Source organism: Gordonia sp. OPL2 (assembly GCF_003797825.1).
In the GTDB taxonomy this organism is placed as follows: domain Bacteria; phylum Actinomycetota; class Actinomycetes; order Mycobacteriales; family Mycobacteriaceae; genus Gordonia.
Genome location: NZ_RKME01000040.1, coordinates 1 through 23,710, shown reverse-complemented (window position 1 = coordinate 23,710; position 23,710 = coordinate 1). Strand labels below are relative to the sequence as shown.

At 67.0% G+C, this 23,710-nt stretch carries 26 protein-coding genes and 1 tRNA gene; 22 read left to right on the top strand and 5 right to left on the bottom strand.

Features of this window, described 5'->3' with window-relative positions; genetic code table 11:
- Positions 1-30 precede the first annotated feature (30 nt).
- From EEB19_RS24465 to rplA, 5 genes are all read left to right on the top strand, one after another.
- Positions 31-103 (top strand) — tRNA-Trp (locus EEB19_RS24465).
- A 38-nt stretch (positions 104-141) separates the two neighbouring features.
- A complete protein-coding gene (gene secE, locus EEB19_RS24460) occupies positions 142-591 on the top strand; it encodes a preprotein translocase subunit SecE (protein ID WP_187589924.1) in 450 nt (149 codons plus the stop codon).
- A gap of 70 nt (positions 592-661) precedes the next feature.
- Positions 662-1,558 (top strand): transcription termination/antitermination protein NusG, encoded by an 897-nt coding sequence (gene nusG, locus EEB19_RS24455; protein WP_187589923.1) that lies wholly within the window; start codon positions 662-664, stop codon positions 1,556-1,558.
- Positions 1,559-1,694: 136 nt separating this feature from the next.
- Entirely contained in the window at positions 1,695-2,129 is a 435-nt protein-coding gene (gene rplK / locus EEB19_RS24450; protein WP_187589922.1) for a 50S ribosomal protein L11, read from the top strand.
- A gap of 123 nt (positions 2,130-2,252) precedes the next feature.
- On the top strand, positions 2,253-2,969 hold the full coding sequence (rplA, locus tag EEB19_RS24445; RefSeq protein WP_187589921.1) for a 50S ribosomal protein L1: 717 nt from the start codon (positions 2,253-2,255) through the stop codon (positions 2,967-2,969).
- 161 nt (positions 2,970-3,130) lie between these two features.
- Here the strand turns inward: rplA and EEB19_RS24440 are convergent, their stop codons facing one another.
- Positions 3,131-3,457 (bottom strand): transcriptional regulator, encoded by a 327-nt coding sequence (locus tag EEB19_RS24440; RefSeq protein ID WP_187589942.1) that lies wholly within the window; start codon positions 3,455-3,457, stop codon positions 3,131-3,133.
- Positions 3,454-3,918, bottom strand: a complete 465-nt coding sequence (locus EEB19_RS24435; RefSeq protein ID WP_187589920.1) for a hypothetical protein — start codon at positions 3,916-3,918, stop codon at positions 3,454-3,456. Before EEB19_RS24435 ends, EEB19_RS24440 begins: the two co-directional genes overlap by 4 nt.
- A 202-nt stretch (positions 3,919-4,120) precedes the next feature.
- Between EEB19_RS24435 and EEB19_RS24430 the strand changes: the two genes are divergently transcribed.
- From EEB19_RS24430 to EEB19_RS24410, 5 genes are all read left to right on the top strand, one after another.
- Complete coding sequence (locus EEB19_RS24430) at positions 4,121-5,074, top strand: L-lactate dehydrogenase (RefSeq protein WP_187589919.1); 954 nt, start codon at positions 4,121-4,123, stop codon at positions 5,072-5,074.
- 115 nt (positions 5,075-5,189) lie between these two features.
- On the top strand, positions 5,190-5,465 hold the full coding sequence (locus EEB19_RS24425; RefSeq protein ID WP_187589918.1) for an excalibur calcium-binding domain-containing protein: 276 nt from the start codon (positions 5,190-5,192) through the stop codon (positions 5,463-5,465).
- Between the two features lie 24 nt (positions 5,466-5,489).
- A complete protein-coding gene (locus EEB19_RS24420; protein WP_187589917.1) occupies positions 5,490-5,975 on the top strand; it encodes a helix-turn-helix domain-containing protein in 486 nt (161 codons plus the stop codon).
- Positions 5,972-6,454, top strand: coding sequence for a VOC family protein (locus EEB19_RS24415; RefSeq protein WP_187589916.1), 483 nt, complete (start codon positions 5,972-5,974; stop codon positions 6,452-6,454). Before EEB19_RS24420 ends, EEB19_RS24415 begins: the two co-directional genes overlap by 4 nt.
- A 66-nt stretch (positions 6,455-6,520) precedes the next feature.
- Complete coding sequence (locus tag EEB19_RS24410; protein WP_187589915.1) at positions 6,521-7,351, top strand: DUF2786 domain-containing protein; 831 nt, start codon at positions 6,521-6,523, stop codon at positions 7,349-7,351.
- Between the two features lie 10 nt (positions 7,352-7,361).
- Here EEB19_RS24410 and EEB19_RS24405 read toward each other — a convergent pair whose 3' ends face one another.
- Positions 7,362-8,300, bottom strand: coding sequence for a hypothetical protein (locus EEB19_RS24405; RefSeq protein ID WP_187589914.1), 939 nt, complete (start codon positions 8,298-8,300; stop codon positions 7,362-7,364).
- A 101-nt stretch (positions 8,301-8,401) separates the two neighbouring features.
- On the opposite strand from EEB19_RS24405, the gene EEB19_RS24400 reads away from it, so the two are divergent.
- Entirely contained in the window at positions 8,402-8,911 is a 510-nt protein-coding gene (locus tag EEB19_RS24400; protein WP_187589913.1) for a TIGR04338 family metallohydrolase, read from the top strand.
- Positions 8,912-9,181: 270 nt separating this feature from the next.
- On the opposite strand, the gene EEB19_RS24395 is transcribed toward EEB19_RS24400, so the two are convergent.
- Positions 9,182-11,212, bottom strand: a complete 2,031-nt coding sequence (locus EEB19_RS24395; RefSeq protein ID WP_187589912.1) for a CocE/NonD family hydrolase — start codon at positions 11,210-11,212, stop codon at positions 9,182-9,184.
- Positions 11,213-11,385: 173 nt separating this feature from the next.
- Positions 11,386-12,585 (bottom strand): glycoside hydrolase family 76 protein, encoded by a 1,200-nt coding sequence (locus EEB19_RS24390; protein WP_262365897.1) that lies wholly within the window; start codon positions 12,583-12,585, stop codon positions 11,386-11,388.
- 287 nt (positions 12,586-12,872) lie between these two features.
- Here EEB19_RS24390 and rplJ point away from each other — a divergent pair, with 287 nt between their 5' ends.
- From rplJ to EEB19_RS24335, 11 genes are all read left to right on the top strand, one after another.
- Positions 12,873-13,397, top strand: a complete 525-nt coding sequence (gene rplJ, locus EEB19_RS24385; protein ID WP_187589910.1) for a 50S ribosomal protein L10 — start codon at positions 12,873-12,875, stop codon at positions 13,395-13,397.
- Positions 13,398-13,486: 89 nt separating this feature from the next.
- Complete coding sequence (gene rplL / locus EEB19_RS24380; RefSeq protein WP_164310988.1) at positions 13,487-13,876, top strand: 50S ribosomal protein L7/L12; 390 nt, start codon at positions 13,487-13,489, stop codon at positions 13,874-13,876.
- 355 nt (positions 13,877-14,231) lie between these two features.
- Entirely contained in the window at positions 14,232-15,440 is a 1,209-nt protein-coding gene (locus tag EEB19_RS24375) for an ABC transporter ATP-binding protein (protein WP_187589909.1), read from the top strand.
- A 2-nt stretch (positions 15,441-15,442) separates the two neighbouring features.
- Positions 15,443-16,249 (top strand): ABC transporter permease, encoded by an 807-nt coding sequence (locus tag EEB19_RS24370; protein WP_187589908.1) that lies wholly within the window; start codon positions 15,443-15,445, stop codon positions 16,247-16,249.
- Between the two features lie 4 nt (positions 16,250-16,253).
- Complete coding sequence (locus tag EEB19_RS24365) at positions 16,254-17,126, top strand: ABC transporter permease (RefSeq protein WP_187589907.1); 873 nt, start codon at positions 16,254-16,256, stop codon at positions 17,124-17,126.
- Positions 17,127-17,129: 3 nt separating this feature from the next.
- Complete coding sequence (locus tag EEB19_RS24360; RefSeq protein WP_187589906.1) at positions 17,130-18,464, top strand: MCE family protein; 1,335 nt, start codon at positions 17,130-17,132, stop codon at positions 18,462-18,464.
- Complete coding sequence (locus EEB19_RS24355) at positions 18,461-19,543, top strand: MCE family protein (RefSeq protein WP_187589905.1); 1,083 nt, start codon at positions 18,461-18,463, stop codon at positions 19,541-19,543. Before EEB19_RS24360 ends, EEB19_RS24355 begins: the two co-directional genes overlap by 4 nt.
- An 83-nt stretch (positions 19,544-19,626) precedes the next feature.
- A complete protein-coding gene (locus EEB19_RS24350; RefSeq protein ID WP_187589941.1) occupies positions 19,627-20,709 on the top strand; it encodes an MCE family protein in 1,083 nt (360 codons plus the stop codon).
- Positions 20,709-22,046, top strand: a complete 1,338-nt coding sequence (locus EEB19_RS24345) for an MCE family protein (RefSeq protein ID WP_187589904.1) — start codon at positions 20,709-20,711, stop codon at positions 22,044-22,046. The genes EEB19_RS24350 and EEB19_RS24345 overlap by 1 nt, the downstream gene beginning before the upstream one ends.
- Positions 22,046-23,467, top strand: coding sequence for an MCE family protein (locus tag EEB19_RS24340; protein WP_187589903.1), 1,422 nt, complete (start codon positions 22,046-22,048; stop codon positions 23,465-23,467). The genes EEB19_RS24345 and EEB19_RS24340 overlap by 1 nt, the downstream gene beginning before the upstream one ends.
- Positions 23,467-23,710: MlaD family protein (locus tag EEB19_RS24335; protein WP_187589902.1), on the top strand; the 244-nt coding region annotated here is incomplete at its 3' end. The genes EEB19_RS24340 and EEB19_RS24335, both read left to right, overlap by 1 nt.

Genomic DNA, 23,710 nt, shown 5'->3' with positions numbered 1-23,710 from the left:
AGCGTGGCGAGAGCCGCGGCGCAGTCGCAGAGGGGCGTAGCTCAACTGGCAGAGCAGCGGTCTCCAAAACCGCAGGTTGCAGGTTCAAGTCCTGTCGCCCCTGCCCTGGTGAGGGCACACGTTGACGAGAGGACCTCGAAAGTGAGCAAGCGAGATCGAGCTGCCCGCGCCAAAGACGCCGCGGACGACACCACCACCGACTCGGTGGAGGAGCTCGAGGGTCGCGACGACGTCGAGGGCACCGGCACGAGTTCCGACGAACTCCGTCCGTCGGGCAAACGGTCGTCGCGTCGCCGATCGTCGACGAGTGCCTCCAGCACCGACAGCGAGACGGATTCCGGTACGGGAACCGCCGTCGCGGTCAAAGAACGCAAGAAGAAGGCCGCTGCCGGGCAGAGCCGCAATCCGTTCGTTCGGATCTGGGTTTTCCTGCAGCAGGTCGTCGCCGAACTGAAGAAGGTCATCTGGCCCACCCGCCGGGAGATGATCACCTACACGATTGTCGTGCTGATCTTCGTGGTCATCATGACCGCCTTCATCTCCGGTCTCGACCTGGTCTTCGCCAAGGGAGTCCTCTGGCTGTTCGGCTGATGCCGCCCACGTGAGTGGGGCAGAGGCCGAGCCCTGGACGACCCGAACCGACAGAGGAGCGTGGGCTGCAGTGAGCACCCCGGAGAACGAGATCGATCCGACCACCGAGTCGGCCGACGCCGTCGACACGGTCGAGTCGGACGACGCTGCCGACACGGCAGTGCTCGATGCCGCCGACGAGACCGACGATCCCGGTGTCGAGGCACAGATCGAGGCCGCCGAGGATGACGAAGCAGCCGTCGAGGGTGGCGAGGCCGCCGTCGAGGAGGCGATCGAAGACGCCGTCGCCGACGAGGTCGACGTGGCCGACGAGGTCGCTGCCGAGGAAGCGCCCGACGAGGACGCGGACCCGGTCGAGGAACTGCGCAAGCAGCTGCGTCGCGCACCCGGTGACTGGTACGTGATCCACAGCTACGCCGGTTACGAGAACAAGGTGAAGGCCAACCTCGAGACCCGCGTCCAGAACCTCGACGTCGGTGACTACATCTTCCAGGTCGAGGTGCCGACCGAAGAGGTCACCGAGATCAAGAACGGTCAGCCCAAGAAGGTCAACCGCAAGGTGCTGCCGGGCTACATCCTGGTGCGCATGGACCTCAACGACGATTCGTGGGGCGCGGTGCGCAACACCCCGGGCGTCACCGGGTTCGTCGGCATGACCTCCAAGCCGTCGCCGCTCTCGCTCGACGAGGTGCTGCAGTTCCTGATGCCGCGGGTCGAGGCCAAGAAGCCCGCCGCCGCCAAGGCCGGAGCCGAGGGTGTCGAGGCTGCCGCTGCCGCCGCCACCGCGGTCATCGAGGTCGACTTCGAGGTCGGCGAGTCGGTCACCGTCATGGACGGACCGTTCGCGACACTGCCCGCGTCGATCAGCGAGGTCAACGCCGAGCAGCGCAAGGTCAAGGTGTTGGTGTCGATCTTCGGTCGCGAGACGCCGGTCGAACTCGGCTTCAACCAGGTCGAGAAGATCTAGGCCCTTCGAGACGCTCGCACGCTCGCTCCTCAGGGAGCAGGCAGGGTGTGCACGCTCGCTCCTCAGGGAGCGGGACAACTGAACTTTCACGTCTCCAGCGGGCGTGAATCTGCAAGGAACAAACAAGGAACTCAAGATGCCTCCCAAGAAGAAGAAGCTCGCCGGGATCATCAAGCTCCAGATCCAGGCAGGCGCGGCCAACCCCGCCCCGCCCGTGGGTCCGGCGCTCGGTCAGCACGGCGTGAACATCATGGAATTCTGCAAGGCGTACAACGCGGCGACCGAGTCGCAGCGCGGCAACGTCATCCCGGTCGAGATCTTCGTCTACGAAGACCGGTCCTTCGACTTCAAGTTGAAGACGCCGCCGGCCGCGAAGCTCCTGCTGAAGGCCGCAGGCCTGCAGAAGGGCTCGGGCGAGCCGCACACCAAGAAGGTCGGCAAGGTCAGCATGGACCAGGTCCGTGAGATCGCCAAGACCAAGCAGGAAGACCTCAACGCGAACGACATCGACCAGGCCGCGAAGATCATCGCCGGTACTGCACGGTCGATGGGCATCAACGTCGAGGGCTGACTCTCGTTGATCGAGTAGCCGCGGTCGAGCGCGACCGGGGTCATCGATCACCCCGCGTGGGAGGGCCGGCTCGGCCCATCAACCACCAACCCGATTTTTCACACACGGAGAAAGAACAGAGCAATGGCACAGAAGAGCAAGGCCTACCGCGCAGCCGCGGAGAAGGTCGATCGCACCAAGCTGTACAGCCCGCTGGAAGCTGCGCAGCTCGCGAAGGACACGTCGTCGAAGAACACCGACTCGACCGTCGAGGTCGCCATCCGCCTGGGCGTCGACCCGCGCAAGGCCGACCAGATGGTCCGCGGCACCGTCAACCTGCCGAACGGCACCGGTAAGACTGCGCGCGTGATCGTGTTCGCCACCGGCGACAAGGCCGCCGAGGCCGAGGCCGCCGGCGCCGACGTGGTGGGCGCCGAGGATCTGATCGAGCGGATCCAGGGCGGCTGGCTCGACTTCGACGCCGCGATCGCCACCCCGGATCAGATGGCCAAGGTCGGCCGTATCGCGCGTGTGCTCGGCCCGCGTGGCCTCATGCCGAACCCGAAGACCGGCACCGTCACCCCCGACGTGACCAAGGCCGTCAACGACATCAAGGGCGGCAAGATCAACTTCCGCGTCGACAAGGCTGCGAACCTGCACTTCGTCATCGGCAAGGCATCGTTCGACGCCGAGAAGCTCGCCGAGAACTACGGCGCCGCCTACGACGAGATCATGCGGGCGAAGCCGTCGGCCGCGAAGGGGCGCTACGTCAAGAAGGTGACCGTCTCCACGACGACCGGCCCGGGCATCCAGGTCGACCCGTCGGTGACGCGCAACTTCACCGAGGCACCGACCGCCTGATTCCCCTTCGAGACGCTCGCGAGCTCGCTCCTCAGGGGGCGGGAGAACGCTCGCGAGCTCGCTCCTCAGGGGGCGGGAGAACGCTCGCTCCTGTGGGAGTGGCGAACTGTCGCATCGGAACCCCCGTCCATTCTGTGGGCGGGGGTTCCGTCGTGTGTGGGTCAGTTCGCCGAACGTGTCGTGTCCTCGCCGGCGGGCAGTGCGGCGTCGACGATGGCCCGCAAGGCCGCGACGTGCCCGGCGAACGCCTCACGCCCCGGCGTCGTCAGTCGCACCCGGACTGTGCGACGACGGCCCTGCGGCCGGCGTTCGGTCAGCACGTACCCGGCGTCCTCGAGTGTGGACAGCTGCTTGGACAACGCCGAGTCCGACATTCCGAGACGTTCGCGGAGGAAGGCGAACTCGGCCCAGTCCGTCGCGGCCAGGGTCGAGACCAGCGTGAGGCGCGTGCTCGGGTGGATCACGTCGTCGAACCGGGGTTCGGTCACGCGTGTGCCCATCGACGCAGCACGGCGAAGATCTCCGGACCGCCGAACCCGACGATGGCCGCGACGAATCCGCCGGCCCACACCGACGGATGTGCGGCGCCGTCGGCGTCGAGGCCCAGCGCGACCGCGATGGTCAGCAGCACGAGCACGATCAGCATCCCGACGACGACGAACGGGATCCGACGATTCGCGACCGAGCGGCTGATCTGTAGGCCGCCGGTGCGGTGCCGGCCGTCGAGGATGCGCGGCGCGACGATCGAATGTCCGACGCCGAACGCGACCGTGGCGACCGTGGTCACCCAGGAGGGCGCGAGGTCCGCGAGCAGGCCGAGCACCAGCCATGCCGCGGCCAGTACCCACCAATAGCCGCGTGGGAGACCGACTTCCGCGGCGACGTCGCGGCGGGCGGCCTCGACGGCGTGCAGTGCCTCGCGCGCCTGATCCGGGGTGATGTCGGCCATGACGCGACCTCCTCTGATATCGGCTGTCATGAGTTTCCGTTCTGGAAAGTAGTGTCGACTTTCCAAGTCGGAAAGTCAATGACGGGTTGAATCGACCTGCGCCCGACGCAGCGAGCGGCAATAATCGCGAGCGGGGGCCGAAGCGACATCGGGGCACGACACCGGCGACGATCCGGTGCAACGAGACGAAGGCGGCGATCTGATGGATGCACGACCGACCAAACTGGCCATCATCGGAGCGGGAGCGGTCGGCACGGCTGTCGCCTACGCATCGCTGATCCGGGGGGTCGCACGGACGATCGCCTTGATGGACATCAACACCGCGAAGGTGACCGCCGAGGTCCTCGACATGTCGCACGGACTCGAATTCGTCCCGCGCGCCGACATCATCGGCGACGACGATGTGGCCGTCTGCGCGGACGCCGACGTGGTGGTCTTCACGGCCGGTGCGAAGCAGAAGCCGGGTCAATCGCGGCTCGAATTGGCCGAGGCCACCATCGGTCTGACGAAGAAGATCATGCCCGGCGTCCTCGAGGTGGCGCCGAACGCGGTGTACATCATGGTGACCAACCCGGTGGACGTCGTCACCTACGCGGCGCTGAAATACAGTGGGCTGCCGAACAATCAGGTGTTCGGGTCGGGCACCGTCCTGGACTCCTCGCGTCTGCGCTTCCTCATCGCCCAGCACTGCAACGTCGCGGTGCAGAATGTGCACGCCTACATCGTCGGAGAACACGGCGACACAGAGATCCCGCTGTGGAGTTCGGCCAGCATCGGCGGGGTGCCGCTGATGCACTGGAAGCCGCTGCCCGGTGAGCAGGCGATCGACGCGGCCGCCCGCGAGCGGATTCATCACGAGGTCGTACACGCGGCCTACAAGATCATCGAGGGCAAGGGCGCCACGAACTACGCGATCGGGCTGGCCGCGACGCGCATCGTCGAGGCGGTCCTCAACAACGAGCATCGCGTCCTGCCCGTCTCCACGGTGGCCGAGGGCTACGAGGGACTCGAGGATGTCTGCCTGTCCCTGCCTACCATCGTCGACCGTGGTGGCGCCCAGACCCGACTCGAGATGCCGATGTCCGACGACGAGCTCTCCGGACTGATGTCGTCCGCGGAAACGCTGCGCGCGATGCAGGCCAAGTTCGGCCTCTAGGTGTCGACCGTTCGGGTGATTACTGCTCGGACAGGTGCCTGAGCTGCCGTGACCGCACTACCGTGATTCCGTTCGGCAAGGTATGTGGGACACGGTATGTGAGAAGAGGTACGTCATGGGACGCTCGCGCAGGGTGATCATCGGAATCGCCGCGGCAGGGACCCTCGCCGTCGCGCCCGCGATGGTGGTCGCGCCGGCGGATGCGGCGACCGCGTACAAGAATTGTGACGCCCTGAACGTCGACTATCCGCACGGCGTCGGCGAGCCCGGGGCGGTTGACTCCACGTCCGGTACCCCGGTCACGAACTTCACAGTCGATCAGGCCGTCTACGACGCGAACGAGTCCGGGCGTGATCGAGACAAGGACGGCATCGCCTGCGAGCAGCACTGAGCGCGATCGGTCACACTGGGTGACGTGTTCACCCCGCGCGAGGACGAGAACCGTCGACTGTTGCGCGCCCGCGACGCCATCGACCGCGCGTATGCCGAACCGCTCGACGTCGCCACGCTCGCACGTGTCGCGCTGACCTCGCCGGCGCACTTCACCCGCCGGTTCCGAGCCGTGTTCGGCGAGACACCGCACCGCTATCTGCAACGTCGTCGGATCGAACGCGCCTGCGCGCTGCTGCGCACGACGACGACGCCGATCACCGAGATCGCGCGCGCGGTGGGCTACGAGAGCCTCGGTACCTTCAGCCGGACGTTCGCCGGGATCATCGGTTGCAGCCCATCGGTGTATCGGGCGCGCACCGCGCCGATCGACGCGCCGTCGTGCTTCGTGCGGCGATGGACCAGGCCGGCGGAAACCGGCGACCCGCTCCCGCCGACGGAGGGGTTCGGGCGGTCGAGCAGTTTCGGAGAAGCGTCGTCGGACCCGGCGGTCGTAACGTCGAGCGCATGATCAACGGAATCAGCATCCATGCCATCTACGTCCTCGATCAGGACGTCGCGCTCGACTTCTACGTCGGCACCCTCGGATTCGTCGTCGACACCGACGTCGACATGGGGTTCATGCGATGGCTCACGATCGCCCCGCCGTCTCAGCCCGATCGACTGATCCTGTTGGAGCGGCCGGGCCCGCCGGCGCTGTCGGAGGACACTGCGGCGCGCATCCGTGAACTCGTGACCCTGGGTGCGATGCCGGCCACGATCCTGTCCACCGATGACTGTCGCGCCACCCACGCCGATCTCCGGGCGAAAGGGGTCGAGTTCACCCAAGACCCCGAGGAACAGCCCTACGGCATCGACTGCGCGTTCCGCGATCCGTTCGGCAACCATCTGCGGATGACGCAGCGTCTCGACGACCGCGAGATCACCGACGACGACATCGCCCGATGGTCCCCCGACAGCTGCTCACGGGGGTCGACGCAGGACACCTGAGTCGCCTCTGAGCTGCGAGTTCGTGATCGGATGGAACCGATCGGGTCGCTGGATAGTCTGATAGATATGCGCGACGACAAACTGCTGACCCGCATCTCGGCGCTCCTGCGTCAGGCGGAGGGCACCGACAACCCGCACGAGGCGGAGACGTTCATGCAGGCCGCCCAGCGACTGGCGACCGCGGCATCGATCGATCTGGCCGTCGCCCGATCCCACGATCCGGCCGGGCGCCGCGCGAGCGCCCCGGTGTCGCGGCAGATCGCGATCGGCACCGCGGGCAAGCGCGGACTCAAGACCTACGTCCAATTGTTCGTCGCGATCGCCCGGGCCAACGATCTGACGGTCGACGTCGCCGGCAACTCCACGTTCGTGCTCGCCTACGGGTTCCCCGGCGACATCGACACCACCGAGACGCTCTACACGTCGCTGGTGGTGCAGATGGTGGCCGCCAGCGATGCCTACCTGCGGTCGGGGGCCTACAAGGGCGAGGAGTTCTCGCGGGTCGTACGACGTGGGTCTGGCTGGCGCGCTCGACGGGTCGTCGAGACCAAGCCGCTGTCGCCGATCACGGCGCGACTGAACTTCCAGTCGGCGTTCGCCGAGCGGATCGGCAAGCGACTCAACGAGGCGCGGGAACAGGCCCGTGCCGATGCGCTCGGCGCCGACCCGGACGAGGCCCATCAACCGTCGTCGACAGCGGTGGCGTTGCGGGACAAAGAGATCGAGGTCACCGACTTCTATCGGTCGGAGTCCAAGGCGCGGGGAACGTGGCGGCCGTCGAGCGCGTCGGCCGGGTATTCCGAGGCCGCGCGACAGGCCGGAGATCGCGCGGGACGCCGGGCCAAGATCGGGCCCGACCGCGAATTCGGTGGTCCGCGTGGGTCATTGGAGGGTTGAGGCGCAGGCCCTACCGCCCGGCCGGTGGCGCGGACGCGACTCCGAAGAGGTCGTCGACGGTTTCGTTGCGTCGGACCGGGAACGGTCGGGGCGTTCCGAGATGCCGCTGCAACCACTGGCCGACAGCACCGTCGTCGGAGGTCAGCGAGTGCACGACGATCACGCAGGTGACGATGATCGCGCAGAAGAAGAACAGCCAGCTGATCGCGACGAAGACGATGCCCAGCGTGCCGAAATGTCGTGTGGTCTCACCGAGGATGGTGGGAAGTGCGAGGCGGCTGCCCACCAGCAGCACGGTGACGAAGACTCCGGTCACGGCTCCGTTGAGTGCGAGCAGACGCATCGGGACCTGCGACGACACGAGCAGGCGGGGGATCAGCGTCCACATCCCGGCCCAGATGAGGAGGGTGGCGACGACCTCGAGCACCACCCCTGCCGCGCCATAGCCGGCGATCGTGAGGCCGGTGATAGAGATCGAGTGCAACCCGCTCGAGAGTCCTTGCAGCACGACGCCCAGCGGCAACGCGAAGATGACCACCACCCACCGCCACCACGAGGAGAGTGGGAGCTTCGTGACCTGCCAGATCGACACGTACATCCGGCCGAGCGCGCGGGACAGCGAGGTCGCGCCGGCAATCGTCATCAGGGCACCGATCACTCCGTAGGCGGTGACCGAGCCGGGCGAGGTCGCCGAGGGGATGTCGACGCGGCTGGGGTCGATCCCGAGGTTGGTCAGTGCGGTGTCGATGAAGTCGTGGCTGGGCAGCGCGGTCAGCAGGATGACGATGGGCAGCACCGAGGTGAAGGCCTGGGCGGCGAGTGTCATCGAGCGGTCGGTCAGGTCGTTGACCGCGATGTCGCGGACGATCCGCACCACCAGGTGGGCGCCGGGGACCTTCTGCGCGCGGTCGGCGAGGGCCAGTGCCCGGGTCCGGGCGCGAGCGGTCATCGTCGATCTGTTCACCCCGCACGACTCCCTTCTGGCGCGCTGCCGCGAGTGGCCGCCCGTCAGATCGTAGTGGGTGGTCGGTGCTGCCGGGCGGTCCGTCGATGAGGCCACGTGATGTCGGGCGGGCGCGACTGTACGAGGCCGAACGGCTGGTGCACCGGATGTTCGACAACGCCGGGTCGTCGCGGACCGTCGAGATCGCCGGCACGCAGCTCACGCTGCCTGCCGAGGCGCGGTTCGCGACGGTGGAGGCCGTGCGCGATCACGTCGGCCGGGTGCTGTCGATGACGTCGGTGCGGCAGCGTTTCGCGCGGGCCGGATGTCCGGTGATCGTGCGTGAGCGCCGCGGCCACCGGTCGGCCGAGTACCTGCGCACGGGTTCGGGGACCCCGCAGATCGCGATCCCGTCGTCGGCGGACGGGCGCTGGGCATTGCGCGAACTCGTCGTGCTGCACGAACTGGCACACCACCTCGACGAATCGGATGACGCTGCGCACGGCCACGGTTTCGTCGTCGCGCTGACCGACCTGGTGTCCCTCGTGCTGGGTCCCGAGGCGGGCTTCGTCTACCGGGTCATCCTGGGCGACAGCGGAGTCGGCGGCGTCGGGTAGTCGGCGGGCGACAGTCCACCCACCGACCGTGCCCTGCTTTTCGCCGAGCGTGTCCACATTCCTGCCGAGCGTGTCCAGATTCCTGCCGAGCGTGTCCCGGGATGGCACCCGCGGGCACGCTCGCCGAGATCCAGGGCACAGTCGGCGAAAAGAAGGGCACAGTCGGCGAAAAGTAGGGCACAGTCGGCGAGTTCAGGGCGAGTTCAGGGCGAGTACGGGGCGCGGTCGGAAGGGGTGGTGACTCGGAGGGTGTGGCAACGCGGCCGGCTGTCACCAGTTCCCGGCCGAGCAGAACGTCAGGTAGCTGGGATGGTGCGGGTCGAGCACCAGCCGTTGCCGACGGCCGCGGGCCTTGATCAGGTCGGGCACCACGGTCAGGTACCGCGGGAAGCTGGCCGCGTAGACGTCGACCCGGAGTCGATGGCCGGCCTCCAGGACGGCGTCGGTCGGGACGAGGTCGACGTCGATGCGGACCGGTTCGTCGGCGGGGACGGGTAGTTTGCGCTTGCGCGACAGGTAGTGATGCGCCGACAAGAGGCTGCCGTCGGAGGCGTAGGTCGACGACGACGGGTCCAGCGCCCGGTTCGACGCCGACAACGCTCCGTTGGTCAGCACGGTCGACGTGCCGTCGGGGGCGACGTCGTTGACGGTGACGGCCCAGATCGCCTCGTGGGCCGTCGTCGCCACGTTGAGCCGCAGGTTCATGGCGCCGCTGATCGTGGTCGACTCCGCCACCGGCTCGGTGGTGAAGGTCAGCCCGCCCTGCTCCTGATACCGCGCGTCGACGGTGAACGACCGTCCGAACGCCTGGGCGGCGCCCGCGGTCACCTGCGTCATGTCGCGCGAGATCATGCCCTTGACGTCGGCGCGTACGTGCAGCGACGACACATGGTCGACGGGTTCGCGGGAGAGCGAACCGTCGTGTTCGGCGTGTTCGGCCGACCCCGACGACCCGTCGGACAGATAGAGCCGCTGGGGCCGGACGCCGGGACGAGGAAAGCTGGGACCCGATGTCCACGAGCCGCCCTGCTGCAGCATGGTGACCGGCCCGTAGTACTCGACGCCGTTGCGATGACCCTTGAGCCACCGGTCGAACCAGGCGCGTTCGAGCACGTCGAGGCGTGGCGGTGCGGTCTTGCCGCCGTACCCGGAGCCGACATCGATGTGATAGCCGTCGCCGACGAGCATCTGCTTGCGACCCGGTTCCAGATTCAGGCGTTCGTAGACGCCGGTCGCGCTGCGGCCGAACAGGTCGTGCCACGCGCCGACGGTGAACGTGGGTACGTCGATCCGGTCCACCTGCGGGTCGCGCTCGTCGAAGTACGGGTCGTCGAAGATCCGGTCGTCGCGGGCGGTGAGGAAACCCCAGAGAAGCGAACCGATCTCGGTGGCCGGGGACTTGACGCGGTCGCGCAACCAGCGCGCGGTGTCGCCGCGCAGGACGTCGCGGATCGGGCTGGCCGGATTCGGCACCCACTTGAGCAGATTGACCGCCGACAACCACGCGGGGATGAACGCCGACGGCATTCCGCCGGTGATGTAGATGTCGCGGACGATGTCGTCGCAGCCCTCGACCGCGAAGACGGCCTTCAGCGCGGCGGGACGCTTGTCGGCGGCCTGCAGCGAGTTGATCGCCGAGTACGACCAGCCGGCGAGACCGACACCGCCGTCGCACCATTCCTGCTCGGCGACCCAGTCGATGATCTCCACCGAGTCCTGCTGTTCGCGGGCACCGAGGATCTGCCATTTGCCCTGGCTGGCGCCGGTGCCACGGACGTCGACGATGACCTGGACATAGCCGTTGCGCACCAGGTTCCGGTTGATGCCGAACACGTCGAACACGCCGCCGGCGAGTGTTTTGGTGAGGGTGGTCAGCCCCTCGAGGCCGCTGCCGGTGCCGTCGATCGAGGCGGATGCGGTGTGCAGCGCCTTTCCCAGAACGGGGGCGTGCAGCGTGTGGTCGAGGACATCGATGGCCACCCGGTTGTACGGGTTGATGTTGACGACGGCGGGGTAGGGGGTCAGGACCGTCTGGCCGAATCGGTTCGCGGGCCGGATGACGGTGGCGCGCAGGCGGACTCCGTCGCTCATCGTCAGAACGACATCACGGTCGATCGCCACGCGCGGGTACAGGGGTTTGCCGTCCACCTGCTCGCGCCATCGGAGGCCGTCGGCGCCGCCGGTCGGATCGCCGAGTGGGAGTGAACCGAAATGCGGGGCGGACCCCGTCCCGAGTGTCCGTGCCGCGGAACGTCCACGTCGCGGCTGCGGCTGTCCTGCTGCGTCCAACTGGTACGTCATGGTGCATCACCCTGCCCAGGCGTGATGCCCACTCACCGTGCGCTCGAGGGGCACCGCTGCCTAACTCGTCTCCCGACACCCGTCGTGTCGGCCGGGAGGTGACGGACGTTACACATGTGTCGTTCGTCACCTCGCCGGACGAGGATAGCTCAGCGCGTATATCGGATCGCTAACTAGGGGGCGTCTTTTTGGGCATGCTCCGGCAGATGTAATTCGATCGCAGCGGCCGCCTCGAGCGCCATCCACGCGGAGAGCTGGACCGACAGGTCCCGTTCGGCGATCTCCGATGAGTTGACCGCGCCCTCGACGAACCGGGCCGATCCGCCGTCCGAGCGCGGCGGCACGGCCGGAGTACGCCAGTCGGGGCCGAACACCGGCCCGCGGTCGGTCTCCACACGGTTGGCCCACGCCGCGTCGGCGCCGGCGGTCACGAGGGCGGCGGCGCGTCGTCGGAGATCGTCGGAAACCTGAGCCGACGGCAGGTCGGTCGCGATCAAGGCCAGATAACGCGCGAGGACGCCGGCGAAGAGCCCGCCGTCGCCACCACCCGCTCCCGGGATCACCCCGTCGACGCACAAGCGCGTCTCGACGGCGTGCAGGAGTCTGTCGATGCGCTCGGCGTGCACCGGGTTGCCGGTCAGCCGCAGCAGTTCCAGCTCGGTCCCGAGGACGACGCCCTGACAGTAGGTGTAGATCGCGGTGACCCGTTCCATCTCACCGCCTCGAGGCCCGGGCTTCACGCCATCGATGACCAGCCCCGACGTCGCGTCGATCAGGTTCGCGTCCATCCAGTCGGCCATCGCCGTCGCACGTTCGACTCGACCGGTGCGAGCGAGGAGGATTGCGGCCGGACCGTTCGCCGGGGCGTTGAAGAAGAGGTCCATCGTCCGCCACGGGATACCGCCGCCGAGGTCGGGCACCCACGCGCCGACCATCCGCTGTGACAGCGTGCGCAGTGCGGCGTCGTGGTCGAGCCCGAGGTGGCGGTCGGCGCGTTCGATCGCCAGCCCGAGCCAGGCCATGTCGTCGTAATAGTTGTTGGTCCAGCGCCCGAGGTTGCGCAGCCGCACGCCCCGCAACAGACGGTCGACGTCGTCGGCGACGTCGGGATCGAAGCTCCGATCCTCCGGGGGTCGATGGATGGCCGCATCGGTCAGCAAGTCGATCAGGTGTGCATGCCACCAGTAGTGCCACATGCCGAAGTGGCTCGCGAGCGTGGACATCGGCCACGCGACGGCCGCGAGACGGGTGCCGGGCACCCAGAGCATGCGGCGCAGGTGGCGGTCGCTGACCGCGGCCGCGGCAGCGGCGGCACGGTCGTTGGCTGTCGTCGGTGCAGGTCCGTCGGTCGGTGATTTGGTCGCATCGGCCACGGTCCGGTAGCCTATCGACTCGGTGTGGCACACATCCGTGTGCCGTATCGGTTCAACCAGAGACCGTCGGTCGTCGGGAGTCATCCCGACCGAAGGTCCGGCCCGAGTCGCGAGACGTCGTGCCGGCGGCCCACGCAGGGAGAACGAGGATGTATCGGCGCCTTCTGTGCCTGTTCACGCCCCGTGCCCTGTGTGCCGGGGCGTTTGTCGTTCGTGCGGCAGTTCTCGCCTTCTCGGCTCTCCGGTTGGTCCCGACCCAACTCTAGTGATGAGAGAGGAGGCGAAGTATGGCCAAGTCCGACAAGGTCGCCGCTGTTGCGGAGATCGCTGACCAGTTCAAGGGAGCTACGGCGACGGTCGTCACGGAATACCGTGGCCTGTCCGTCAAGCAGATCTCCGAACTGCGACGTTCCCTCGGTGAGGGTGCAACCTACTCCGTCGCCAAGAACACCCTGGTGAAGCGTGCCGCCGAAGAGGCGGGCGTCGAAGGGCTCGACGAGCTGTTCACCGGTCCCACCGCGATCGCCTTCATCGAAGGTGAGCCGGTCGTGGCCGCGAAGGCGATCAAGACGTTCGCCAAGGACAACAAGGCTCTGGTCATCAAGGGCGGCACCATGGACGGCCGTGCGCTGTCCGTGGCGGAGATCGAACAGATCGCCGACCTGGAGACCCGTGAGGTTCTGTTGGCCAAGCTCGCCGGTGCCATGAAGGGCAACTTGGCAAAGGCCGCCGGTCTGTTCAACCAGCCGGCTTCGCAGGTGGCGCGCCTGGCCGCGGCCCTGCAGGAGAAGAAAACCGAAGCCGGCGAGTAATTTCGCGCCGCACAAAACCAATCCCCGACGGGTCCTCCCGACAGGGATGAACCAACCCCCGTCCGGGGACTGACAGGAAGGACGCCACCATGGCGAAGCTCACCGCTGACGAGCTCATCGATCAGTTCAAGGAACTGACCCTGCTGGAGCTCAGCGATTTCGTGAAGAAGTTCGAAGAGGTCTTCGAGGTCACCGCGGCCGCTCCGGTCGCCGTCGCCGCTGCCGGCGCTCCGGCTGCCGGTGGTGCCGAGGCCGCTGCCGAGCAGGACGAGTTCGACGTCGTGCTCGAGGGCGCGGGCGACAAGAAGATCCAGGTCATCAAGGTGGTCCGCGAGATCGTCTCCGGCCTGGGCCTGAAGGAAGCCAAGGACCTCGTCGAGGGTGCTCCGAAGCCGATCCTGGAGAAGGTCGACAAGGAAGCCGCCGACGCCGCCAAGGCCAAGCTCGAAGAGGCCGGCGCCTCGGTTTCGGTCAAGTAAGACCGCTTCCCGATCTCGTAGTACACAACCGCGCCGAGCGCCGGTTCGTACTACGGACGCGATTCAACGAAGGCCCGTGGGTGAGATATCCCACGGGCCTTCGTCGTGCCTGGACTGTGATGGGCGGCGCACTTTCCGAACCGGGGTGGCATCCGCTACGCTCATCCGAGGCAAGTTACCCACGGGTAGCGACAACTGGTGGGACACCGGCGCCGTGCAGGGGGTTGCGCGGCGCGGTTCGTAGGTATGGGTACGTGTGGCTGTCCGCTACAGTGACCCCAACCACAAATGTCACCGGTTCGTGTGTGGTCACACCGACCGCCGCAAGGGGGCAGCGAATGTCTGGGAGGATGCAGTGGGCGTAGAGGTCAGTGTCGAGGGGCTCACCAAGTCGTTCGGATCGCAGAACATCTGGCGGGACGTCTCGCTGACGTTGCCCACCGGTGAGGTGTCGGCGCTGCTCGGGCCGTCGGGTACGGGTAAGTCGGTGTTCTTGAAGACCCTGATCGGTCTGCTGCATCCCGAGCAGGGGTCTGTCGTCATCGACGGCACCGACATCACGCAGTGTTCGGCCAAGGAGCTCTACGAGATCCGCAAGCTGTTCGGTGTGCTGTTCCAGGACGGCGCGCTGTTCGGGTCGATGAGCCTGTACGACAACATCGCCTTCCCGCTTCGTGAGCACACGAAGAAGAAGGAAGACGACATCCGCGACATCGTGATGGAGAAGATCGATCTGGTCGGTCTGACCGGTGCCGAGGACAAGCTTCCCGGTGAGATCTCCGGCGGTATGCGCAAGCGTGCCGGTCTGGCCCGTGCCCTGGTGCTGGATCCGCAGATCATCCTGTGCGACGAGCCCGACTCGGGTCTGGATCCGGTGCGTACCGCCTACATCTCGCAGCTGTTGATCGACATCAACGCGCAGATCGACGCGACCATCCTGATCGTCACGCACAACATCAACATCGCCCGCACCATCCCGGACAACATCGGCATGCTCTTCCGCAAGGAACTGGTCATGTTCGGTCCGCGCGAGCAGCTGCTCACCTCCGAGCAGCCCGTCGTCAAGCAGTTCCTCTCCGGTGACCGGTTCGGTCCGATCGGCATGTCCGAGGAGAAGGACGAGGCCGTCCAGAAGCAGGAAGAGGCCATGCAGGCGGCCGGTATCGGCGGTGGCGGAACCAAGGACGACTTCTCCGAGATCATCCCGCAGGTGCAGCCCAATCCCGGTATGCCGGAGCGCAAGGCGATCAAGCGTCACCGCGAGCGTGTCCACGAGATGCTGCACACCCTGCCGCCGAACGCGCAGGAGGCCATCCGCCGCAGCCAGGAGGAAGAGGACCGCATCCGCGAGGAGATGGATGCGCACGCCGAGGAGCAGAACGGCAACGTGCCCGTCGCCGCCGGCCAGCAGTCGGGGGAGTGGACCTCCGCCGACTACGCAGGCAGTGACGCGCCGACCCAGAGCTGGTCGACGCCCCCGGGCGGCGGCGCCGACAACACCATCACACAGCCGATCGACACCGGCCGGCATGTCCAGCAGCCCACCGACGGTCGGAGTCAGTAAGGATGAGCAGTGCCACCACGCGTGGCGTTGATCGGATAGCTCAGGCCGGGACGGGCGCACTCGCCCAGACCGGCAACATCGTGCAGCTCTTCGTCGATGTCGCGCGTCAGTCGTTCGTGCGCCCCTTCCAGTGGCGGGAGTTCATCCAGCAGGCCTGGTTCATCGCCAGTGTGACGATCCTGCCGACGGCGTTGATCGCGATCCCGTTCGGCGCGATCGTGTCGTTGCAGACCGGTTCGCTGATCAAGCAGCTCGGTGCCGAGTCGTACACCGGCGCGGCCAGCGTGCTCGTCGTCATCCAGCAGGGTTCACCCCTGGTGACGTCGCTGCTGATCGCCGGTGCGGCCGGATCGGCCGTCGCCGCCGACCTCGGGTCGCGCACGATCCGCGAGGAGATCGACGCGATGGAGGTGCTGGGCATCAATCCGATCCAGCGCCTCGTCGTGCCCCGTGTGCTCGCGATGGTGCTGGTGGCCATGCTGCTCAACGGACTCGTCGCCGTCGTCGGCATCGGTGGTGGCTACTTCTTCAACGTGATCGTGCAGGGCGGCACGCCCGGCGCGTATCTCGCGTCGTTCGGTGCGCTCGCGCAGCTGCCGGACCTCTACGTCTCGACGCTGAAGGCCGCGATCTTCGGTGTGCTCGCCGGGGTCATCGCCGCCTACAAGGGGCTCAACCCGAAGGGCGGCCCGAAGGGTGTCGGTGACGCCGTCAACCAGAGCGTGGTCATCACGTTCCTGCTGCTGTTCCTCGCCAACCTGATCATCACTGCGGTCTACCTGCAGATCGTTCCGCCGAAGGGAAGCTAGCGCGATGGCCGGTGGTGTGACGATCTCGAAGTCGCGGCCCGAGTACTACATGTACGAGGCCCGCAAACAGCTGGGCAAACCGCTCAAGGTGCTCGACGGCGCCGGCGAGCAGATGTCGTTCTACGGACGCACTCTCGCCTGGATCCCGAAGACGTTGGTGCACTACACCCGTGAGGTGCTGCGCCTGCTCGCCGAGGTGGCGTTCGGTTCCGGCGGTCTGGCCGTCATCGGCGGCACCGTCGGCGTGATGGTGCTGATGTCGGGTTTCACCGGCGTCGTCGTCGGCCTGCAGGGTTATGCGGCCCTCGACCAGATCGGTTCGCAGGCGCTGACCGGCTTCCTGTCGGCCTACGTCAACACGCGTGAGGTCGCGCCGCTGGTGGCCGGGCTCGCCCTGTCGGCGACGGTGGGTTGCGGTTTCACCGCGCAGCTCGGCGCCATGCGGATCTCGGAGGAGATCGACGCACTCGAGTCGATGGCAGTGCCGTCGATCCCGTTCCTGGTCAGCACCCGCGTGATCGCGGGATTCATCGCGGTCATCCCGCTCTACGTGCTCGGTCTGCTCTCGGCCTATTTGGCGTCGCGGGTGATCACCACCGTGTTCAACGGGCAGTCCGGCGGCTCCTACGACCACTACTTCAATCTGTTCCTGCCACCGGCCGACGTCCTCTGGTCGTTCGGCAAGGTGCTGGTGTTCGCGTTCGTGATCATCCTGGTGCACTGCTACTACGGCTATTACGCCACGGGCGGTCCGGCCGGTGTCGGCGTGGCGGTGGGGCACGCCGTGCGTGCCGCGCTGGTGCTCATCGCGGTCCTCGACTTCTTCCTGGGACTGGCGATCTGGGGCACCACGACGACGGTGCGAGTGGGAGGCTGATCGATGTCGACACTGCGACGCCGGCTGCTCGGGCTGGTGTTCTTCATCGTGGTCGCGCTGTTCTTCACGGTCACGATCATGAAGTTCAACGACAACTTCACGACGTTCACCAACGTCACCCTCAAGACCGACTCGACCGGCAATGCGCTGCCGACCAATGCCGACGTCAAGGCGCGCGGCGTCGTCGTCGGCGAGGTCCGTGACGTCGAACCGTCGCCCGACGGCACCGTCGACGTCACGCTCGGCCTGACCCCGTCGATGGCCGATCAACTGCCGCAGAACACCACGGCCCGCATCCTCCCGAAGACCCTCTTCGGCGAGCGGTACGTCGCGCTGCAGGTCCCGACCGACGATCCGTCGGCGCAGACGCTGGCCTCCGGCAACACCATCTACACCGATCAGAGCGGTAACGCGCGGGAGGTCCAGGACCTCTTCGACAAGTTGCTGCCCGTGCTCGAGGCGATCCCGCCGCAGGACCTCAACGTCACGCTGACGTCGCTGTCCCAGGCGCTCGCCGGCAAGGGTGAGCAGCTCAACGTGACCTTCGACGAGCTCAACACGATCTTCGGTCGCTTCAACGACAACATGCCGGAGCTGCAGGGCACCCTGCGCGGGCTGGCGAGCTTCTCGCAGACCTACTCCGAGGCGCTGCCCGACGTCATCGACGCCCTCGACAACCTGCGGACGACGAACAAGACCATCGTCGAGCGGCAGGGCGACCTGCGGACGTTGATCGCGACCGTCGGCGTGGCCGCGACCGACACGACGAAGTTCCTGCAGCAGAACCGCGCCGACCTGATCGACCTCGCCGTCGACTCGGAGCCGTTCCTGGTGGGGCTGGCCAAGCAGTCGCCGACCTTCGTGTGCACGTTCCGCAATTTCGCCGGCCTGATCCCGGAGTCACGCAAGATCGTCGGGCAGGGCACCGCCAATCCCGGTGTGCGCGTGAACCTGCAGTTCGTGAACCCGCGTGGCCGGTACCTGCCGAACCAGGACGAACCGCGTCTGCTCGACACCGATCCGCCGGCCGTCTGCTACGAGCCGGCCAAGAACGGACGCCCGTTCCCGCAGTACCCGGGTGGCGGACTCGCCGACGGCTCGTACCAGCCGCCGTCGCGTAACCCGGGACCGCGCACCATGCCCTCACTTCCGCAGCCCCAGTTCTCCGCCACCCCGGTGGGAACCATCCGGGCCAATCCCTTCGACGATCCGGACTACGTGAAGCAGCTGAAGGTCATCTACGGCGGTGCCAACGGCACCGACCCCGAGCAGGTCCCGACCTGGGTCACCACGATCGGCGGCGCATCGCTTCAGGGAGCGCAGGTCACCATCCGATGAAGTCTCTCACCGGACCACTGATCAAGTTGATCGTCTTCGCGGTGGTCACCGTGATCGCGACCAGCCTGCTGGCGCTGACGATCGCCAACGCCGGCGGCGACGGCGACAGCGATTTCAAGGCCGTCTTCTCCGACGCCGCGCTGCTCAACAAGGGCGACGACGTGCGGATCGCGGGCGTCCGGGTCGGGCAGGTCACCGACGTCGCCGTGTACGACCGCAACAAGGCGATGGTCTCGTTCAACGTCAACCGCGACCGCCTGCCCGAGGGCACCCAGATCTACATCCGCTACCGCAACCTCACCGGTCTGCGCTATGTGGCGCTGGAGAAGGGCGCGGGCGATCCGGAGCAGACGGTCGGCACCGGCCACACCTTCGGCACCGATCCGGCCAACCCGGACACGCATCCCGCGGTCAACCTGACCGAGCTGTTCAACGGCTTCAAGCCGCTGTTCCGGGAGTTGTCGGCGTCCGACGTCAACAAGCTGTCCGAGCAGATCATCAAGATCTTCCAGGGCGAGAGCGGGACCATCTCCCAGCTCATCAGCAGCACGTCGGAACTGACCAACGCCGTCGCCGACAAGGACAAGGTGATCGGCGAGCTGATCACCAACCTGACCACCGTGCTCGACACGGTCAACCGCAACGACGATCAGTTCACCGCCTTGCTCGACAACACCGAGAAGCTCGTGACCGGTCTGGCCGCGCAGCGCGGTTCGGTCGGGTCGGCGATCAGCTCGGTCTCCAACCTGACCGCGGTCACGGCGTCGATCCTCGGCCCGACACGTCCGGCGATCCAGGGCGACATCGCCGGCCTGAAGTCGTTGTCGGACCAGATCAACGCCCGCGACGAGGACGTCGAGCAGATCCTGACGAATCTGCCGGTGAAGCTGCAGAAGATCGGCCGGGCCGCGACCTTCGGCTCGTGGTTCCAGTTCTATCTGTGCGGTATCGACGTCGTCGCCGGCAACGGTAAGTCGACGCTGCTGACGCAGCCGTTGATCCCGTTGCCCGACATCAACCATGTGCTCTACACCAGTGCGGCCACCCGCTGCTGGAAGGACGAGAGGCCCGGTGGCTGACGGTGGCTGACGAGAACACGAACCAGAACCGGACGCCGGGCGAGCCCGACGACGCCCGGACCGAGGAGATCCCCACCGACCAGGTGCGGGCCGCCGCCGCGAAGGACTCGTCCGACGAGGCCACCGAGGCGCCGAAGCAGCACGCGCACCGCCGATTCGGCGGTCGTCGCAGCCCGGTCAGCATCGGTGCCATCGGCATCCTGGTGCTGCTGATGATGGCCGTGTCGGCGTTCTATCTGAACTCGCTGCCGCTGGTCGGGGCGGGCGCCCGCTACACCGCGAAGTTCACCGAGGCGGCCGGTCTCAAGCCCGGTGCCGAGGTCCGCGTCGCGGGTGTGAAGGTCGGTGAGGTCGACGGCATCACCCTCGCCGGGGACCGCGTCGACGTGAAGTTCCGGGTGACCAACACGTGGGTCGGCAACCAGACGCAGGCCTCGATTCAGATCAAGACGATCCTCGGCCAGAAGTACCTCGCGCTGAACCCGCGCGGCAGCGAACCGGCCGACCCGAACATCCCGCTCACCGACACGGTGTCGCCGTACGACGTCGTCGAGGCGTTCTCCGATGCAGCCGATCAGATCGAGGACCTCGACACCACGCAGCTCGCGTCGTCGATGGAGACGCTGTCGAACGCCTTCTCCGGCACCGCCGGTGACATCGGACCGTCCCTCGACGGACTGTCGCGGCTCTCGGCGACGATCGCCAGCCGCGACCAGGAGGTGCAGCGGCTGCTGTCGGCGACCAAGTCGACATCGAAGATCCTCGCCGACCGCAACCAGGAGTTCGTGCGGCTGATCGCCGGTGCCGGACAGCTGCTCGACGAGCTCAACAACCGTCAGCAGGCGATCTCGACCCTGCTCGCCAGCACCACGTCGCTGTCGGACTCGCTCTCCGGCATCGTCCGCGACAACCAGGCGCAGATCGGGCCGGCGCTGAGTTCTCTGCAGCAGGTCGAGCAGCTGCTGACCGAGCAGAACCAGAACCTGCGCCAGACCATCACCTACATGGCGCCGTTCTATCGGCTCTACGCCAACGTGCTGGGCAACGGCCGCTGGTTCGAGTCCGTGGTGACCAACCTGCTGCCGCCCGCGCTGCCGCAGCAGAACACCACGCGTCCGCCCAACAAGCAGACGCTCCAGAACAACGGTGGAACGGAGGCCGGCTGATGACGACAGCTCCCGACCTCACCCGCACCTCAGGTCCGGGTCGGTGGTTCACGCCGCGTCACATCGTGATGCTGGTGCTCGGTGTGATTGTGGCGCTGATCGCCGCAGGCGTCCTGTGGTGGGCGTTCTCGCTGATCGGCACCACCAAGATCACCGCGACGTTCTCCCGCAGCGTCGGCATCTACCCGGGCTCGGATGTCCGGGTCCTCGGTGTCGCCGTCGGCAAGGTCGACGACGTGACGCCCGAGGGCAACTCGGTGCGGGTCACCATGACGGTGGACCGGGGTATCGACCTGCCCGCGGATGTCCGTGCGGTGCAGATCATCCCGTCCGTCGTGGCTGACCGCTACGTGCAGCTCACCCCGGCCTACACCGGTGGCGAGAAGGCGCCCCGCGACATCACGCTGACCGAGAAGCAGACGATGGTCCCCGTCGAGGTCGACGAGATCTACTCGAGCGTGCAGAAGCTGTCGGAGGCCCTCGGCCCCGAGGGCGCCAACAAGAACGGCGCGGTCAGTGACCTCGTGACGACCGGCGCCGACAACCTGCGGGGCAACGGTGCCAAGCTGGGGGAGGCCATCGAGCAGCTCTCGAAGGCAACGACCACCCTCAGCGATTCGCGCGGCAACATCGTCGACACCGTCAAGAACCTCGATGTCTTCGTCGGTGCCCTCCGCGAGAACGACACCCAGGTGCGCCAGTTCAACACGCAGATGGCGTCGTTCAACCAGTTCCTCGCCGGCGAACGGACCCAGCTCTCCGCCGCGCTGAACAAGCTGTCGATCGCGCTCGGTGACGTCGCCACGTTCGTCGAGGACAACCGTGATCAGCTCGGGCAGACCGTCAAGGACCTGCAACCGACCACGCAGGCCCTGTTCGACACGAAGGATCACCTCAAGGAGATCCTCACCGTCCTCCCGATCACGATCAGCAACCTGATCAACGCCTACGACGCCGAGTCGGGCACGCTCGCCATGCGGCTGACCATTCCGGACCTGCAGGATCTGATCGGTGCGCAGTGCCGCCTGCTCGACCTGGGCCAGCTGCTGCCGGGCAACCCCGCGGCGAAGCAGTTCAGCACCACGCTGAGTCCGCTCATCTCGCAGTGCGAGCGGATCGGCGGCGAGATCCAGCGCGGCGTCCTCGAACCGCTGCTGCCGGTTCTGCCCTTCGGCATCATGAGCAACAACAAGCTGCAGCGGTACCCGTCGCCGGGAACCAGCCAGGGCAACCCGGATCCGCAGCTGCAGTCGCCGCCGAACTCGTCGCAGCAGCGTCCGTCCAGCAAGCCCTCGACCACGCGGCCGTCGGCCCGACCTGGGACGGGTGGCAACTGATGAAGCGAGAAACCGTGTCCCGCAAATCGGTTCGTGCACGACGCTCGGTCCGGGCAGTCGTCGGGCTGGTGTTGGCCTCGACGGTGCTGGTCCTGGCCGGGTGTGGCAGCAACGGCATCCAGTCGATCCCGCTGCCCGGCGGTGTGGACACCGGCGACAACGCCCGCACCTACCAGATCCAGTTCGACGACATCCTCGACCTGGTTCCCCAGTCGATGGTGAAGAAGGACGGCATCCCGGTCGGGCGCGTGGAGTCGGTCGAGGTACCCGGCGACCAGTGGTACGCCCAGGTCAAGATCTCGGTGAAGAACGAGATCGACCTGTCCGACAAGTCCACCGCGGCGGTCCAGCAGACCTCGCTGCTCGGCGAGAAGTTCATCGCCCTCAGCGAGCCCAAGGACAGCGAGTCGCTGCCGCGACAGAACCCGGCACAGCCGATCCCCCTCGCCCGCACGCGCACCGCGACCGACATCGAGCAGGTGCTCGGTGCGTTGTCGATGTTGCTCAACGGGGGTGGCATCAACCAGCTCGAGCCGATCGTCACGGAGCTGAACAAGGCCCTCGCCGGTTCGACGAGTCAGCCGTGCGAGGTCGCCCCGAAGGGCAACTCGTGCCCGGTGTTCCGGAGCCTGCTCGAGCAGACCGAGGGCCTGATCACCAACCTCAACCGGCAGCGCGACGACATCACCACCGCCATCGACGGCCTCGCCCGGTTGTCGACTCGGGCCGCCGACCAGAAGACGCAGATCGATCGCATCCTCAAGGAGCTGCCGGCGGGCGTCGCAGTGCTGGAGGAGCAGCGCCCGCAGTTCGTCGACCTGCTCAAGAAGCTCGACGTCCTGGGTCAGGTCGGAACCGACGTCCTCGGCAAGTCGCGCACGGCGCTGATCAACGACCTGAAGGCGTTGCGTCCGGTCCTCACCCAGCTCTCGAAGGCCGCCCCGGATCTGATCACCGCCGCGCCCCTGATGCTCACCCACCCGTTCCCGGACTGGCTGCTGCCCGGTGTGCACGGCGACTCGACCAACCTCTTCATGACGCTCGACCTGCGGCTGCTGAACCAGCTCGAAGCGCTCGGTGTCGGACAGCCGACGCCGAAGTACTCGCCGCCGGCACGGGTGAAGGTCCCGGTCAATCCGCAGAACCCGTATGTGGGTGGCAACGGTCCGCGCTACGGCTGGCCGACCATCACACTGCTGCCGCCGGGGCCCAACTGGCGGCCGGGACCGAACACCCCGCCGTCGGGTGGCACCTACCCGATGAACCCGGCGTCCGGGTCGGCGCGCGCACCTGCGTCGTCGTCGGCGAAGCCGAAGCCGAGGACGCAGCGTGACTCCGACGGCCAGTACACACTGATGCCGCCGGCGCAGCCCGGCCAGCGGTTCATCGACGGCCCGCTCAGCATGATCGGAGCGAACTGATGTTGTCGAAGCTGGCCAAGATCCAGCTCATCGTCTTCACCGTCGTCGGCCTGGTCGCACTCGTCTACGTCGGCGCCAAGTACGCACGGCTCGACCGGCTCGCCGGTGTCGGCCAGTACACCGTCACCGCGTCGATGAAGGATTCCGGGGGGATCTTCACCAATGCCGAGGTGACGTATCAGGGTGTGCCGGTGGGTCGGGTGGGTGCGTTGACGTTGACCAAGGATGGTGTCGACGTGAAGC